At 70.2% G+C, this 15,737-nt stretch carries 11 protein-coding genes; 6 read left to right on the top strand and 5 right to left on the bottom strand.

Annotation, left to right across the window (positions count from 1 at the left end):
* Positions 1–35: 35 nt before the first annotated feature.
* The 4 genes from AB5J55_RS29265 to glgB all read left to right on the top strand — a co-directional run bounded on the left by AB5J55_RS29265 (position 36) and on the right by glgB (position 8,069).
* Positions 36–2,147: an alpha-1,4-glucan--maltose-1-phosphate maltosyltransferase gene (locus tag AB5J55_RS29265; protein WP_369273490.1), complete on the top strand. Its 2,112-nt coding sequence runs from the start codon at positions 36–38 to the stop codon at positions 2,145–2,147.
* Entirely contained in the window at positions 2,144–3,844 is a 1,701-nt protein-coding gene (gene treS / locus AB5J55_RS29260; RefSeq protein WP_369273489.1) for a maltose alpha-D-glucosyltransferase, read from the top strand. Before AB5J55_RS29265 ends, treS begins: the two co-directional genes overlap by 4 nt.
* 86 nt (positions 3,845–3,930) lie before the next feature.
* Positions 3,931–5,412 carry a maltokinase gene (locus AB5J55_RS29255; protein WP_369273488.1) on the top strand — a complete coding sequence of 494 codons (1,482 nt, stop codon included), beginning with the start codon at positions 3,931–3,933 and terminating at the stop codon, positions 5,410–5,412.
* Positions 5,409–8,069 (top strand): 1,4-alpha-glucan branching enzyme, encoded by a 2,661-nt coding sequence (glgB, locus tag AB5J55_RS29250; RefSeq protein WP_369273487.1) that lies wholly within the window; start codon positions 5,409–5,411, stop codon positions 8,067–8,069. Before AB5J55_RS29255 ends, glgB begins: the two co-directional genes overlap by 4 nt.
* Positions 8,070–8,169: 100 nt before the next feature.
* On the opposite strand, the gene AB5J55_RS29245 is transcribed toward glgB, so the two are convergent.
* The 4 genes from AB5J55_RS29245 to AB5J55_RS29230 form a co-directional block, all read right to left on the bottom strand.
* Positions 8,170–10,401: a UvrD-helicase domain-containing protein gene (locus tag AB5J55_RS29245; protein WP_369273486.1), complete on the bottom strand. Its 2,232-nt coding sequence runs from the start codon at positions 10,399–10,401 to the stop codon at positions 8,170–8,172.
* Between the two features lie 167 nt (positions 10,402–10,568).
* Positions 10,569–10,892, bottom strand: coding sequence for a thioredoxin family protein (locus tag AB5J55_RS29240; RefSeq protein ID WP_369276335.1), 324 nt, complete (start codon positions 10,890–10,892; stop codon positions 10,569–10,571).
* A 14-nt stretch (positions 10,893–10,906) separates the two neighbouring features.
* Complete coding sequence (locus AB5J55_RS29235) at positions 10,907–11,293, bottom strand: MerR family transcriptional regulator (protein WP_369273485.1); 387 nt, start codon at positions 11,291–11,293, stop codon at positions 10,907–10,909.
* Positions 11,294–11,322: 29 nt separating this feature from the next.
* Complete coding sequence (locus tag AB5J55_RS29230; protein WP_369273484.1) at positions 11,323–11,841, bottom strand: Lrp/AsnC family transcriptional regulator; 519 nt, start codon at positions 11,839–11,841, stop codon at positions 11,323–11,325.
* A 45-nt stretch (positions 11,842–11,886) separates the two neighbouring features.
* On the opposite strand from AB5J55_RS29230, the gene AB5J55_RS29225 reads away from it, so the two are divergent.
* Together AB5J55_RS29225 and AB5J55_RS29220 are read left to right on the top strand one after the other, a co-directional pair.
* A complete protein-coding gene (locus AB5J55_RS29225) occupies positions 11,887–12,801 on the top strand; it encodes an NAD-dependent epimerase/dehydratase family protein (RefSeq protein ID WP_369273483.1) in 915 nt (304 codons plus the stop codon).
* Position 12,802: 1 nt separating this feature from the next.
* Positions 12,803–13,687, top strand: coding sequence for an aldo/keto reductase (locus AB5J55_RS29220; protein ID WP_369273482.1), 885 nt, complete (start codon positions 12,803–12,805; stop codon positions 13,685–13,687).
* 260 nt (positions 13,688–13,947) lie between these two features.
* Here AB5J55_RS29220 and AB5J55_RS29215 read toward each other — a convergent pair whose 3' ends face one another.
* Complete coding sequence (locus AB5J55_RS29215; RefSeq protein WP_369273481.1) at positions 13,948–15,360, bottom strand: cation:dicarboxylase symporter family transporter; 1,413 nt, start codon at positions 15,358–15,360, stop codon at positions 13,948–13,950.
* Between the last annotated feature and the right edge of the window lie 377 nt (positions 15,361–15,737).

The raw sequence follows: 15,737 nt of genomic DNA, 5'->3' as shown, positions 1-15,737 counted from the left end.
TCCGCCCACCCAAGATGACGCGGACAGGAGCGGTCATGCCCGCCATGCACCACCAGTCGTCCTCACCCCCGACGTCGCGCACCGAAGCACCCCCAGCCCCCCGCACCGTCACCGCCGACCCCGGACCACCGGCTCCGGAGCGACCCTCCGCGAACGACCCGGCGAGTGGTGTCGGACGCATACCCGTTCTCGACGTCCGCCCGGTCGTCCAGCACGGGCGCAGGCCCGCGAAGGCCGTCACCGGCGAGACCTTCGAGATCTCGGCGACCGTGTTCCGCGAGGGCCATGACGCCGTCGCCGCCAATGCCGTACTGACCGACCCGGACGGCCGGCCCGGCCCCTGGACGCCGATGCGCGAACTCGCCCCGGGCACCGACCGCTGGGGCGCCACCGTCACCGCCGGCGAGCCTGGCCACTGGACCTACCGGGTCGAGGCCTGGGGCGATCCGGTGGCCACCTGGCGGCACCACGCGCAGATCAAGATCCCGGCCGGGATGGACACGGAACTGGTTCTGGAGGAGGGCGCGCGGCTGTACGGACGTGCGGCCGCCGAGATCCCCGAGAGCGAGGGGCGGTCGGTGATCCTCGCGGCCGTCGAGGCGCTGCGGGACGAGAACCGTCCGGCCGCCTGGCGGCTGGCGGCCGCGTTGACGCCCGAGGTGGACGCGGTGTTGGGTCGGTATCCGCTGCGGGACCTGGTCACCGCCTCGGACCCGCTGCCCCTGCTGGTGGAACGGGAGCGGGCCCTGTTCGGCTCCTGGTACGAGTTCTTCCCCCGCTCCGAGGGCACCCCCGAGCAGCCCCACGGCACCTTCCGCACCGCCGCGCGCCGGCTGCCCGCGATCGCCGCGATGGGCTTCGACGTGGTCTACCTCCCGCCGATCCACCCGATCGGCACCACCTTCCGCAAGGGCCCCAACAACACCCTGTCCGCGGGCACCGACGACGTCGGCGTGCCCTGGGCCATCGGCTCCCCCGAGGGCGGCCACGACGCCGTCCACCCCGACCTGGGCACCCTGGAGGACTTCGACTGGTTCGTCGCCCGGGCCGGCGAACTCGGCCTGGAAGTCGCCCTCGACTTCGCCCTGCAGTGCTCCCCCGACCACCCCTGGGTCGACAAGCACCCCGAGTGGTTCCACCACCGCCCCGACGGCACCATCGCCCACGCCGAGAACCCGCCGAAGAAGTACCAGGACATCTACCCCATCGCCTTCGACGCCGACATGGACGGACTGGTCGAGGAAACCCTGCGCATCCTGCGCCACTGGATGGCCCACGGCGTGCGCATCTTCCGCGTCGACAACCCGCACACCAAACCGGTCGTCTTCTGGCAGAAGGTCATCGCCGACATCGGCCGCACCGACCCGGACGTCATCTTCCTCGCCGAGGCCTTCACCCGCCCCGCGATGATGCACACCCTCGCCCAGATCGGCTTCCAGCAGTCCTACACGTACTTCACCTGGCGCAACGGCAAACAGGAACTCACCGACTACCTCACCGAACTGTCCGGCGAGGCAGCCGCCTACATGCGGCCCAACTTCTTCGCCAACACCCCCGACATCCTCCATGAGTTCCTTCAGGAGGGGGGCCGGCCGGCGTTCGAGGTGCGCGCCGTCCTGGCCGCCACCCTCTCCCCCACCTGGGGCATCTACAGCGGCTACGAGCTCTGCGAGAACACTCCCCTGCGCAAGGGCAGCGAGGAGTACCTCGACTCGGAGAAGTACCAGCTCCGCCCCCGCGACTGGGAAGCGGCCGAGCGCGCGGGCCGCACCATCACCCCCCTGATCACTCAGCTCAACGCCGTCCGGCGGGCGAATCCGGCCCTGCGGCAGTTGCGCGACCTCCACTTCCACCACGCGGACCAGGAAGCGGTGATCGCGTACTCGAAGCGCAGCGGATCGAACACGGTTCTGGTGGTCGCCAACCTCGACCCGCACCACACCCAGGAGGCCACGGTCTCGTTGGACATGCCGCAACTCGGCCTGGACTGGCACGAGTCGGTGCCGGTGCGCGACGAGCTCACCGGCGAGACCTATCACTGGGGCAGGGCGAATTACGTGCGTCTCGAACCGGGCACTCGTCCCGCGCACATCCTCACCGTCCTGCGACCGTCCACCCCGCAGATCGGAGGGTCACCCACAAAATGATCGTCAACGAGCCCGTTCAGGACACCTTCGAGGACACTCCTGCCAAGGATCGTGACCCGGATTGGTTCAAGCGCGCCGTCTTCTACGAGGTACTGGTCCGTTCCTTCCAGGACAGCAACGGCGACGGCGTCGGCGACCTCAAAGGCCTCACCGCCAAACTCGACTACCTGCAATGGCTCGGCGTCGACTGCCTGTGGCTGCCGCCCTTCTTCAAATCACCCCTGCGGGACGGCGGATACGACGTATCCGACTACACCTCCGTCCTGCCCGAATTCGGAGACCTCGCCGACTTCGTCGAATTCGTCGACTCCGCCCACCAGCGCGGCATGCGGGTCATCATCGACTTCGTCATGAACCACACCAGCGACCAGCACCCGTGGTTCCAGGAATCGAGAAAAGACCCCGACGGGCCCTACGGCGACTACTACATGTGGGCCGACGACGACAAGCAGTACGCCGACGCCCGCATCATCTTCGTCGACACCGAGGCCTCCAACTGGACCTTCGACCCGGTCCGCAAGCAGTACTTCTTCCACCGCTTCTTCTCCCACCAGCCGGACCTGAACTACGAGAACCCGGCCGTGCAGGAGGAGATCCTCTCGGCGCTGAAATTCTGGCTGGACCTGGGAATCGACGGATTCCGGCTGGACGCGGTGCCGTATCTCTACGCGGAGGAGGGCACGAACTGCGAGAACCTCCCCGCGACGCACGAGCTCCTCAAGCGGGTGCGCAAGGAGATCGACGCCCACTACCCGGACACGGTGCTGCTCGCGGAGGCGAACCAGTGGCCGGAGGACGTGGTCGACTACTTCGGCGACTACGCCGGCGGTGGCGACGAGTGCCACATGGCCTTCCATTTCCCGGTGATGCCGCGGATCTTCATGGCGGTGCGAAGGGAGTCGAGGTACCCGGTCTCGGAAATCCTCGCCAAGACCCCAGCCATCCCGTCCGGCTGCCAGTGGGGCATCTTCCTGCGCAACCACGACGAGCTGACCCTGGAAATGGTCACCGACGAAGAACGCGACTACATGTGGGCGGAATACGCCAAGGACCCCCGCATGCGCGCCAACATCGGCATCCGCAGGCGGCTCGCCCCGCTCCTCGACAACGACCGCAACCAGATCGAGCTGTTCACCGCCCTGCTGCTGTCGCTCCCCGGCTCGCCGATCCTCTACTACGGCGACGAGATCGGCATGGGCGACAACATCTGGCTCGGCGACCGCGACGCCGTCCGCACTCCCATGCAGTGGACGCCGGACCGCAACGCCGGCTTCTCCTCGTGCGACCCGGGGCGGCTGTATCTGCCGACCATCATGGACCCGGTCCACGGCTACCAGGTGACGAATGTCGAGGCGTCCATGTCCTCGCCGTCCTCTCTCCTGCACTGGACCCGTCGCATGATCGAGATCCGCAAGCAGAATCCGGCCTTCGGACTCGGCTCCTACACGGAACTCCAGTCGTCGAATCCGGCCGTGATCGCCTTCCTGCGCGAATACGAGGACGATCTCGTGCTGTGCGTGAACAACTTCTCGCGGTTCGCGCAGCCGACGGAGCTGGATCTGCGCAGGTTCAACGGGCGGCATCCGGTCGAGCTGTTCGGCGGGGTGCGATTCCCGGCCATCGGTGAACTGCCGTACTTGCTGACTCTCGGAGGCCACGGCTTCTACTGGTTCCGGTTGCGCAAGGACGCCGCCTGAGAGCCCGGGCGGGGCGGTTTCTCCCGCCCCGCCCGGGGCACGCATCAGTAACCACCCCGCCCGGCCCGGGGAAAGGACGTGACGCCATGTCGAAAGCCGTCACCCGCACCCTCACGACCTCACCAGGTCTCCTCGCCTCGCTGGATCCCCTGCTGCGCGAGTGGCTGCCACGGCAGCGCTGGTTCGCGGGCAAGGGCCGTCCAGTCACCGGGTTCTCGCTGGTGGCGGCCACCGAACTGCTTCCGCCCGGCGGCAAGCTGGGCCTGTACCACCTGCTCGTGCGCGCTCATCAGGCCATCGCGCCGGTACCTGGCGCGCCCGAGCAGCCCGCCGACTGCTACCAGCTGTTGATAGGCGAGCGCGAGGCCCTGCCGCCCCGGCTGGCGCCCGCGCTGATCGGACACGTGGCCGACGGCCCGCTCGCCGGACGCACGGTGTACGACGCCCTGTACGACACCCGTCCCACCGAACTGCTCCTCGAGGCGCTGCGCACCGGCGCCCGGATCGGCGGCCTGCGCTTCGAGCGGGACGACAGCCAGGAGATCCGGTCCGGTCTGGTGCCGCGCCTGGTCAACTCCGAACAGTCGAACTCGTCGGTCGTATACGGCGATACGTTCATCCTGAAGCTGCTGCGCCGGGTGGTGCCCGGCGTCAACCCCGACCTGGAGCTTCCCTTGGCTCTGGCCCGCGAGGGCTGCGACCGGGTGCCCGCGCCGACGGCGTGGATCCGGGCGGAGCTGACGCCCGCCGGGGCAGCGGCGGACGAGGCGTATGTGCTGGGTGTGCTGCAGCCCTTCGTGCAGGGCGCCGCGGACGGCTGGGAGCTGGCGCTGCGCGAGCTGGCCAAGGGCGAGGACTTCGCGTCCGCGGCACGGGCGCTCGGGCGTGCGACCGCCGAGGTGCACACCGCACTGGCCCGCACGCTGCCGACCGTCACCCTCGGGCACACACAGGTGCAGCAGCTGGTCGACGGCATGGTCGAGCGGCTCGACGCGGCCGCGCAGGCGGTGCCGGCGCTGCGGCCGTACGCGCCCGGCCTGCGCTCCGCCTTCGAGGCGCTGGCCGGCCTCGCCGCCGAGGGCTGCACCTGGACCGCCCAGCGCATCCACGGCGACCTGCACCTCGGGCAGTGCCTGCGCTCAGCCGGCGGGCAGTGGTGGCTGATCGACTTCGAGGGCGAGCCGTCGAAGCCGCTGGCCGAACGGCGGATGCCACAGCCGCCGGTGCGGGACGTCGCGGGCATGCTGCGTTCCTTCGACTACGCGGCCCACTCGGCCGACCCGCCGCCACCGGGCTGGGCCGACACCTGCCGGGCCGCCTACTGCTCCGGATACGCACAGGTCAGCGGAGCCGATCCGCGGACCGATCCGGTGCTGCTGCGTGCGTACGAGACCGACAAGGCGATCTACGAGGTCGTCTACGAGGCCCGCCACCGCCCCGACTGGCTCCCGGTACCGCTGTCCGCCATAAGCCGACTGGCCGCGGGCGCCGCCACCTCGTCCCCCGCCCTGCCCTCCACCCCCTCCATCCCCTCATCCCCACCTGCGCCTAGGAGGCCCCGCCCGTGACCCCCCGCACCACTCCCTCCAGCGGTTCGGATTCGCCGAAGACGGCTGAGAAGCCGGCCGTGGAGAAGGCCCAGGAGCAGCCCGCCGAGAAGACGAGCGTCGCGAAGAAGGCCACCGCGAAGACGGCCAAGGCCGCCGAGAAGGCCGCGGACGCCATGAGGAAGGGGACGACGAAGAAGGCCGCCGCGACCAAGGCGGACGCGGCGAAGAAGGCCACCGCGAAGAAGGCTCCGGCGAAGAAGGCGGCTGCGAAGAAGGCTCCGGCAGAGAAGGCCGCCGCCAAGAAGGCCGTGGCCAAGAAGGCGGGCGCGAAGACCACCGCCGCGAAGGGCACGGACACCTCGAAGAAGACGGCCGCGAAGAAGGCCTCCGCCAAGAAGATTCCCGCCCAGAAGACGGCGCCCAAGAAGATCCCGGCCCAAAAAGCGGTCCCGGTCGAACTCCCGGCCGCCCCCGCGGACGTGGCCGTGTCCCCCGCTCTCGACGCGGCCGACCGCGACCGCCTCCTCAACGGCACCCACCACGCCCCGCACTCCGTCCTCGGCGCGCATCCGGTGCCCGGCGGTGTCGCCTTCCGGGCCTTCCGGCCGTACGCCCTGTCCGTGACGGTCGTCGTGGGCAGCCTGCGGGCCGAGCTGCACGACGACGGGGAGGGGTTCTTCTCGGGGTTGCTGCCGCTGCTGGAGGTGCCGGCGGGCTACCAGTTCCTGGTGGGATACGAGGGCTCGGTGCAGGAGACCGAGGACGCGTACCGTTTCCTGCCCGCGCTGGGCGAGCTCGACCTGCATCTGATCGGCGAGGGCCGGCACGAAGAGCTGTGGAAGGCGCTCGGCGCCGAGCCGATGACGCACCAGGGCGTGACCGGCACGCGGTTCACGGTGTGGGCGCCGAACGCCCTGGGCGTGTCGTTGGCCGGCACCTTCAACTTCTGGGACGGCACGGGCTATCCGTTGCGCTCGCTCGGCGGCACCGGGGTCTGGGAGCTGTTCGTGCCCGGCATCGGCGAGGGCGAGCTGTACAAGTTCGAGATCACCCGGCCCGACGGCTCGAAGACGCTGCGCGCCGACCCCATGGCCCGCCGGACGGAGGCCCCGCCCAACACGTCGTCGATCGTGCACGCCTCGCAGCACGAGTGGGGCGACGCACAGTGGCTCGCACGGCGCGGGTCGGTGCCGACGCACGAGGCACCGTTCTCGGTCTACGAGGTCCACCTGGCGTCCTGGCGTCCTGGGCTGACGTACCGGCAACTCGCCGAGCAGCTGCCCGCGTACGTCAAGGACCTGGGCTTCACCCATGTCGAGCTGATGCCGGTCGCCGAGCACCCCTTCGGCGGCTCCTGGGGCTACCAGGTCACCGGCTTCTACGCGCCGACGGCCCGGCTCGGCACCCCCGACGACTTCAAGTATCTGGTGGACCGCCTGCACCAGGCGGGCATCGGTGTCCTGATGGACTGGGTGCCGGCGCACTTCCCGCGCGACGACTGGGCGCTCGCCGAGTTCGACGGGCGTCCGCTGTACGAGCACGAGGATCCGCTGCGGTCCGCGCACCCCGACTGGGGCACCCTGGAGTTCGACTTCGGCCGTCGCGAGGTGCGCAACTTCCTGGTCGCCAACGCCATTTACTGGTGCGAGGAGTTCCACATCGACGGGCTGCGGGTGGACGCCGTCGCCTCCATGCTCTACCTCGACTACTCGCGTGAGCCGGGGCAGTGGGTCCCGAACGAGCACGGCGGGCGGGAGAACCTGGACGCGGTGGCGTTCCTGCAGGAGATGAACGCGACGGTCTACCGGCGGGTGCCGGGGGTCGTGACGATCGCGGAGGAGTCCACGGCCTGGGACGGCGTGACGCGACCGACGCACGTGGCGGGCCCGGGCGGGTTCGGGGGTCTCGGCTTCGGGCTGAAGTGGAACATGGGCTGGATGCACGACTCGCTGGAGTACATGGCGAAGGAGCCCGTCCACCGCAAGTACCACCACAACGAGATGACGTTCTCGATGGTGTACGCCTACAGCGAGAACTACGTGCTGCCCATCTCCCACGACGAGGTCGTGCACGGCAAGCGGTCGCTGGTGTCGAAGATGCCGGGCGACTGGTGGCAGCAGCGGGCCAACCAGCGCGCCTACCTGGGCTTCATGTGGGCCCATCCCGGCAAGCAACTGCTCTTCATGGGGCAGGAGTTCGCCCAGGGGGCGGAGTGGTCGGAGGCGCACGGGCCGGACTGGTGGCTGCTGGATCCGGCGTACGGGGCGGAGCCCGACCACCGCGGGGTGCGGGATCTGGTCCGCGACCTGAACACGGTCTACCGGCACACGCCGGCCCTGTGGCAGCGGGACACCGACCCGGCCGGGTTCCAGTGGGTGGTGGGTGACGCCGCCGACGACAACGTGCTCGCGTTCCTGCGCTACGACGCGGAGGGGGCTCCGCTGCTGGCGGTGTCCAACCTGTCGCCTGTCGTGCGGCACGAGTACAGGCTGGGGGTGCCGGACGACGTGCCTGCGTGGCACGAGGCGCTGAACACGGACGCGGCTCGATACGGCGGTGGCGATGTCATCAACCCTGATCCGGTCAAGCCCGAGCCGCAGGGTTGGCACGGGCGGTCGGCCAGCATCCGGCTGACGCTGCCGCCACTGGCGACGGTGTGGCTGCGGCCGGCCTAGGCGGCAGCGCCTCGAAGGGGCGCGGGGAACTGCGCGACCGGCCCTCGGCGGCGGTTGGTCGCGCAGTCCACCCCGGCGGCCACGGCGCGAGCGAGCGCCGTCACCCCGACGCCGACAAGCCCTCGGCCAGGCCCAGCGGCAGCGAACCCGTGTGCAGCACCCCCAGCCGCTGCGTGGCCCGGGTGAGCGCCACGTACAGGTCGCTCGTGCCGTACTGCCCCGGCTCCACCACCAGTACCGAGTCGAACTCCAGGCCCTTGGACTGACGCGGGTCGAGGAGTACGACGGTCTGTGTGAGGTCGGGCTCCGCGCCGGCCGTCACGCCCTCCAGGCGGGCCGCCAGCCTGCGGTGCAGATGGCGGGGGGCGATGACCGCGAGCCGGCCCTCGGTGGGCGTCAGTTCCCCGACCGCCTTGGCGACGGCGTCCGGCAGGTCGTCGGTCGCGCGCACCCAGGGCCGTACCCCTGTGGAGCGGACCGAACTCGGCGGCTGGAAGCCGGGGTTCTCGGCACGGACCACGGCCGCCGCGAGGTCCATGATCTCGGCGGGCGTGCGGTAGTTGACGCCGAGGCGGGTGTGGTCCCAGCGGTCCTCGACGTAGGGCTGGAGGATCTTCTGCCACGAGCCGACGCCCGCCGCCTCGGCCGTCTGGGCCGGGTCGCCGACCAGGGTCATCGAGCGGGTCGGGCTGCGCCGCATCAGCAGCCGCCAGGCCATCGGCGACAGCTCCTGCGCCTCGTCGACGATGATGTGTCCGAACGCCCAGGTCCGGTCGGCCGCCGCGCGTTCGGCGGCGCTGCGGTGGTCGTCCTCCTCGTGGCGCTCGGCGAACCGCTCGGCGTCGATGATGTCGTGCGCGGACAGGACCTCGGAGTCCTCCTCGTCCTTGTCCTCGAACTCGTAGGTGCGCGAGGCGTACGAGACGTCCAGCACGCCCTGTGCGTAGGCGACCTGCGTCTCCCGCTCCCGCTCGGCCAGCGCCCGCTTCACCCGGTCGTCCTCGCCGAGCAGTTCGGCGGCCTCGTCCAGCAGCGGCACGTCCGCGACCGTCCACGCCCGGGTCACGGGCCGGCGGATCGCGGCCGCGTCCTCGTCGGGGAGGTAGCCGACGGGGTCGGCGAGGAAGTCCGCGACCAGTCGCTGCGGGGTCAGCCGCGGCCACAGCTGGTCGATGGCGGCCCAGACTTCCGGGTTCTCGGCGATGTCGTCACGGATCTGTGTGATGTCGCTCGGGTCCAGCAGATTCGTACCGTCGAAGGGGTCCGTCCCGACCCGCTCGGCGTACAGCTCGGTGAGGGTGTTGAGGATGTGGCCCTCGAAGTGCTCCCGCGCCGCGTTGTGCGGCAGCCGCGCCGCGCGGGCCTTCTCGCGCGCCACCTTCACCAGGCCGTCGTCGAGCATCAGGATCTCGCGGTCGTGCTCGATCGCGATCACCGGGTCGGGCAGCGCCTGCCAGTCCCGTACGACCTCGGCGAGCACGTCCGCCATGCCGGCGCTCCCCTTCACCGCGGCCGCCTCCCGGGTGTCGGTCGCCGTCGCCTTCACGCCGGGGAACAGTTCACCGACGGTGGCCAGCAGTACGCCCGTCTCGCCCAGCGAGGGCAGGACCTCGCCGATGTAGCCGAGGAACGCGGGGTTGGGGCCGACGATCAGGACCGCGCGCTTGGCGAGCAGCTCGCGGTGCTCGTAGAGGAGATAGGCGGCGCGGTGCAGGGCGACCGCCGTCTTGCCGGTGCCCGGACCGCCCTCCACCACCAGCACCCCGCGGTGCGGCGCCCGGATGATCTCGTCCTGTTCGGCCTGGATGGTCTGCACGATGTCGTTCATGCGGCCGGTGCGCGCGGTGTTGAGCGCAGCGAGCAGGACGGCGTCGCCCGTCGGGTCCTCGTGGCCGGTCCGCTCCTGGTCCCCCAGGTCGAGGATCTCGTCGTGCAGGGCGGACACCGTACGGCCGCTGGTGGTGATGTGCCGTCGGCGCCTGAGCCCCATCGGGGTGTGGCCGGTGGCCAGGTAGAAGGGGCGGGCGACGTCGGCCCGCCAGTCGATGAGGATCGGCGTGCGCTCGGCGTCGTCGGTGCGCAGGCCGATCCGGCCGATGTGATGGGCGGTGCCCGAGGCCAGGTCGATCCGGCCGAAGCAGAGCGAACCGTCCACGGCGTTCAGCGCGTCCAGCAGCCCCGAGCGCTCGGCGACGAGGATGTCCCGCTCCAGGCGGGCCTGCATCGGCGTGTTGCCCTGGCCGAGCGCGTCCGTGACGGAGTCCTCGGTCTCGCCGCGCAGCAGGTCCACGCGCGCGTACAGGCTGTCGATGAATTCCTGCTCCCGCCGCATTTCACCGTCTTGAAATTCGGTGTTTGACAATTCAGCTCCCGCCCGGATATACTGTGCTCACTGAACTTCTCCGCGACTCAATTCCACTGAAGTCGCGAACCATTAAATATACGAAAGAAATCCCCCGAGCGCAATTGCTCGGGGGATTTCTTTCGTATTGCGTGAGGTCAGTCCGCGTCGAACACGTCGGACAGCTCCTCCAGCAGCCGCCGCTTGGGCCGGGCACCCACCATCGCCTTCACGGGCTCGCCGCCCCGGAAGACCATGAACGTCGGCATCGACAGCACCTTGTACGCGTTGGTGGTCTCGGGGTTGGTGTCCACGTCCAGCTGGACCACCTTCAGCCGCTCGCCCTCCTCTCGGGCGAGGGCCGTCAGCACCGGCCCCATCTGCCGGCACGGCGGGCACCAGTCCGCGGTGAACTCCACCAGCACCGGCAGCTCCGCCCCGATCACCTCCGCCTCGAAGTCCGCGTCCGTCACCTCGGCCACGCCCGCCGCCTTGATCACAGCTCCTGCCCTCCCAGTTCGCACAACGGTGGTTCCCCCTCGGCCATCGCCAGCCGCAGCCCGATCTTGGCCCGCACGGCCTGCAACTCGCCGATCAGCGCGTCGAGGTCGTCCAGCTTGCGCCGGTAGACCGCGAGCGAGGCGGGACACGAGTCGCCCTCCGGGTGCCCGGCCCGCAGACACTCCACGAAGGGCCGGGTCTCCTCCAGGTCGAACCCGAAGTCCTGCAACGTCCTGATCTGCCGCAGCAGCTTCAGGTCGTTCTCGTCGTACGTCCGATACCCGTTGCCGCCCCGTCGCGCGGGCAGCAGCCCCCGCGACTCGTAGTAGCGCAAGGTGCGCGTCGTGGTCCCGGCCCGCGCGGCCAGCTCGCCGATTCGCATGCGTACGAACGTAATCCTTGACGCCGACGTCAGGGCAACCGTGGCAGGAGTGGCTTTCTGCGCACCGGGGAGGACAGCACGATCGACGTCGTCGTACGGCCCAGCGCCGAGGTCTGTTCGAGGATCTCCTCCAGGTGGGCGGTGTCCTCGACGGCGACCTTGAGGATCCAGCAGTCCTCGCCGACGACGTGGTGGACCTCGGTGATCTCCGGGCGGTCCAGCAGTTCCAGGGTGCGGGGGTGTCTGAGCGTGTAACCGCCGTGCGGGTTGACCCGGATGAAGGCCTGGATGCCGTAGCCGAGCCGGGCGGCGGCGACATGGGCGCCGTACCCGGTGATGGCCCCCGCCGCCTCCAGCCGCCGTACGCGCTCGGTGACGGCTGCCGGGCTGAGGCGCACCCGGCGGCCCAGCTCGCTCAGCTTGATCCGGCCGTCGGTCTGGAGCAGTTCGAGGATCTGCCGGTCCAGGGCGTCGAAGGCCACCGATGTTTCGTTGGCGGCTGGGCGCAGATGCCGTGGTTCTTTCGGCGTGGCCGCCTGATCTCCCATGTCTTCCCCTTCAGGACGCGGTGCAAGGCCAGGAGAATTATGGTCATGCGACAGGCACGAGAGGTACTGGTCATCGGTGGCAACCGCTATTTCGGCAAGCGGCTGATCGCGCGGCTGCTGGCCGCCGGGGACCGGGTGACGGTTCTCAATCGGGGCTCGTCGGCGCCGCCCCCGGGCGCGGTTCACCTCGTCGCCGACCGGAACGACGAGAAGTCCCTGACGGCGGCGCTGGGTTCGCGGACGTTCGACGCCGTGGTCGACCAGGTCTGCTACACGCCGCGCCAGGCGGAGATCGCCCGCCGGGTCCTCACCGGCCGTACCCGGCGCTACGTGCTGACGTCGACGGTCGAGGTGTACGAGTACGAGGACTCGATCGCCCCCGTGCGCGAGCCCGACGTGGACGCGCTGAGTGTGGCCGTTGACCTCGAACTTCCCTGGGACGACCCGGAGTTCCTCGACGCCCACTACGGCGAGGGCAAGCGGCAGGCGGAAGCGGTGTTCGCCGCCGACCCGGCCTTCCCCCACGCGGCGGTGCGCGTCGCCCATGTGCTGGGCGGGGACGACGACTTCACGGGCCGTATGACCCACTACGCGAGCCGTATCCGCACCGGCACGCCGATCGCCGTGCCGGTGGTGAATCACCCGGCGACGTACATCCATGTCGAGGAGATCGCCGACTTCCTGTTCTGGGCGGTGGGCCAGGACTTCACGGGCCCGGTCAACGCCGCCTCCCACGGTCTGCTGACCACCGAGGAGGTGTGCGACGCCATCGCCGCGCACCTCCCGAACGGCGAGGCCGTCTTCCAGCGGGTCGAGGTCGGCGAGGTCTCCCCGTTCTCCTTCACCCGCGCCTACGGCATGGACAACTCCCGTGCCACCCGGCTCGGTTTCCGCTTCACACACGCCCGGCAGTGGCTTCCCGAGGCCGTCGCCGAGACCCTCGGAAAGGACGTCGACTGAGATGCTCCACCGCCCTCTCGGCTCCCACCTCGTGAGCGCGATCGGCCTCGGCCTGATGCCCCTGTCCATCGAGGGCCACCCCGACGAGAAGCGCGCCGTGGCGACCGTGCACGCCGCCCTGGACTCGGGGGTGACGCTGCTGGACACGGCCGACTCGTACCATCTGCCGGGCGACGGGCCCGGTCACAACGAACTCCTCGCGGCCCGCGCGCTGGCCGCGTACGGCGGCGACACGGACGCCGTGCTGGTGGCCACCAAGGGCGGCCGCGGCAGGCCGGCCGACGGCAGCTGGACGGTGAACGGCGACCCCCGCCACCTCAAGGCGGCCGCCGAGGCCTCGCTGCGGCGGCTCGGCGTCGAGGCGATCGGGCTCTACCAGCTGCACAAGCCCGATCCGGCGGTGCCGTTCGAGGAGTCGGTCGGCGCGCTGCGCGACCTTCTCGACGAGGGCACGATCCGCCTGGCCGGCATCTCCAACACGGACGTCGACCAGATCCGCGCGGCCCACCGGATCCTCGGTGACCGTCTGGTCTCGGTGCAGAACCGGTACTCGCCCGCCGTCCGGGACAGCGAGGCCGAGCTTCGCCTGTGCGCGGAACTGGGGCTGGCGTTCCTGCCGTGGAGCCCGCTGGGCGGCATCTCCCGCAGCTCGCTCGACGGTCCGTCACGGGTCGAGGGCAAGGCCCACCTGGGTGCCTTCCACGCCATCGCCGCCGAACGCGGGGTCAGCCCACAGCAGGTGGCCCTGGCCTGGCTCCTGGCACGGTCCCCGGCCGTGATCCCGATCCCGGGCGCGAGCCGCCCGGAAACGATCCGGGACTCGGCCGCAGCGGCGGACCTGGCCCTGAGCATTCAGGACCTGGCGCGGCTGAACGGCACCCCGTAACAGCAGGACCGGGCGGCTGAGAGACGGGGGATCATCTCAGCCGCCCGGCGATGCCGGACGCCCGGCCCCGGTTCAGGCGGGGCCGGACGTCCGGAGAACGGAGGGGAGGCCGGGCCCCCTTGGGGCCTTCGGCCCCCGGGGGCCGAAGGCCCCAAGGGGCGCGGGGAACTGCGCGACCAGCCGCAGACAACCTGCAGCCCGCCGAGAACAGCACCCCCGAGCTCACATCGGCCCGCCCAGTGGAGCGCCCGGCGGAGCGCTTACGCCTTGGCGAGCTCCTTCTCCCCGCCCTGCCCCGGCACAGCCTCGGCATCGGCGCCGGCATCCGCCGGCCCCCCGTGCCCGTCGTCCAGGAGCGTCTTCTCGTCGAACGGAATGTGACCGGCGAGCACCTCGTCGACGCGCCCGCGGTCGATCTCCTTCGTCCACGTCCCGATCAGCACCGTCGCCACCGCGTTGCCCGCGAAGTTCGTCAGGGCGCGGGCCTCGCTCATGAAGCGGTCGATGCCGACGATGAGGCCGATGCCGTCCACCAGAGCCGGCTTGTGCGACTGGAGGCCACCGGCCAGGGTCGCGAGGCCGGCTCCGGTGACACCCGCGGCGCCCTTGGAGGCGACCAGCAGGAAGAGCAGCAGCGGGATCTGCTCGCCGATCGACATCGGCGTACCCATGGCGTCGGCGATGAACAGGGACGCCATGGTCATGTAGATCATGGTGCCGTCGAGGTTGAAGGAGTAGCCGGTCGGGACGGTGATGCCGACCACCGGCTTGCTGATGCCGAGGTGCTCCATCTTCGCGATGAGGCGCGGCAGCGCCGACTCGGAGGAGGAGGTCGACAGGATCAGCAGGAACTCACGGCCCAGGTACTTGAAGAGCGTGAAGATGTTGAGGCCGGCGACGACCCGCAGCAGCGCGCCGAGCACGATGAAGACGAACAGGAAGCAGGTGACGTAGAAGCCGAGCATCAGCACGGCGAGGCTCTTCAGTGCGTCCACACCGGCGGAACCGGTGACGGCGGCGATGGCGCCGAAGGCACCGATCGGCGCGGCCCACATCACCATGGCGAGGATGCGGAAGACGAGCCGCTGGATGTGCTGCACGCCGCGAAGGATCGGCTCCCCGGCCGAACCCATGGCCTGGAGCGCGAAACCGGCGAGCAGCGCGATGAGCAGCGTCTGAAGGACCGACTCCGAGGTGAAGGCGGACACCATCGTGGTCGGGATGATGCCGAGCAGGAACTCGGTGGTGTCCTTGGCCTCGGCGTCGACCTGCGCGTGACCGGCGTCCTTGATGGCGTCGGTGACCGCGAGTCCGGTGCCGGGCTCCAGGATGTTGCCGACGACCAGACCGATGGCGAGGGCGACCAGCGACATCGCCAGGAAGTAGACGAGCGCGATACCGCCGACGGCGCCGACCTTGGCCGCCTTCCGTACCGAGCCGATGCCCAGGACGATCGTGCAGAAGATGATCGGCGAGATCATCATCTTGATCAGGTTCACGAAGCCGGTACCGATGGGCTTCAGCTCGACCGCGAAGTCGGGCGCGGCCAGACCCACGGCGATACCGAGGGCAACCGCGATGATCACCGCGATGTAGAGGTAGTGCGTGCGGTCCCGTTTGGTTTTGGCGACGGGTGCGGCAGGTGCCTTGTCGGGGGAACTGGCGGCGGCCACGGCTGCCCTCCTTGACGTCTTCGTCGGTATCACCGGCGTGCGGCTCACGTCCGGGGTGGGGGGTTCGCTGATCGGCTGGCGAGCCCCAGGGGGACGGGGTCGTACTCAGCGATGCGGTGACTATCTCCCGTCGTGTGAGGGCGGTCACCCTTCCGTTCATTTAGTTCACCGGGACCGGTCCCGGTGACGCGCGGCCAGGTTCCGCACGGGGGTCGGGCGCAGGGCGGACGCCGACGGAGGCAAGGGCCGACGCCGACGGAAGCACTGACCCGAAGACGGCGCCGTGGAGTGACGTGACGCACATCGACTCACGGCATTCGGGCCGCGGGAACCACTTGTCCACAGGCAGGTCGGCCAAAATCGGCCATGGGGCAGAC

It is taken from the genome of Streptomyces sp. R11, from assembly GCF_041051905.1.
Classification (GTDB): Bacteria; Actinomycetota; Actinomycetes; order Streptomycetales; family Streptomycetaceae; genus Streptomyces.
Note: the sequence above shows the minus strand (reverse complement) of the source record. Positions and strands in the feature narration are given on the sequence as shown.

Excerpts from the sequence above, each read along its gene's own strand:
- AB5J55_RS29265 (WP_369273490.1), top strand. The coding sequence starts at position 36 with ATGCCCGCCATGCACCACCAGTCGTCCTCACCCCCGACGTCGCGCACC.
- treS (WP_369273489.1), top strand. The coding sequence starts at position 2,144 with ATGATCGTCAACGAGCCCGTTCAGGACACCTTCGAGGACACTCCTGCC.
- AB5J55_RS29255 (WP_369273488.1), top strand. The coding sequence starts at position 3,931 with ATGTCGAAAGCCGTCACCCGCACCCTCACGACCTCACCAGGTCTCCTC.
- AB5J55_RS29245 (WP_369273486.1), bottom strand. The coding sequence starts at position 10,401 with ATGCGGCGGGAGCAGGAATTCATCGACAGCCTGTACGCGCGCGTGGAC.
- AB5J55_RS29235 (WP_369273485.1), bottom strand. The coding sequence starts at position 11,293 with ATGCGAATCGGCGAGCTGGCCGCGCGGGCCGGGACCACGACGCGCACC.
- AB5J55_RS29230 (WP_369273484.1), bottom strand. The coding sequence starts at position 11,841 with ATGGGAGATCAGGCGGCCACGCCGAAAGAACCACGGCATCTGCGCCCA.
- AB5J55_RS29225 (WP_369273483.1), top strand. The coding sequence starts at position 11,887 with ATGCGACAGGCACGAGAGGTACTGGTCATCGGTGGCAACCGCTATTTC.
- AB5J55_RS29220 (WP_369273482.1), top strand. The coding sequence starts at position 12,803 with ATGCTCCACCGCCCTCTCGGCTCCCACCTCGTGAGCGCGATCGGCCTC.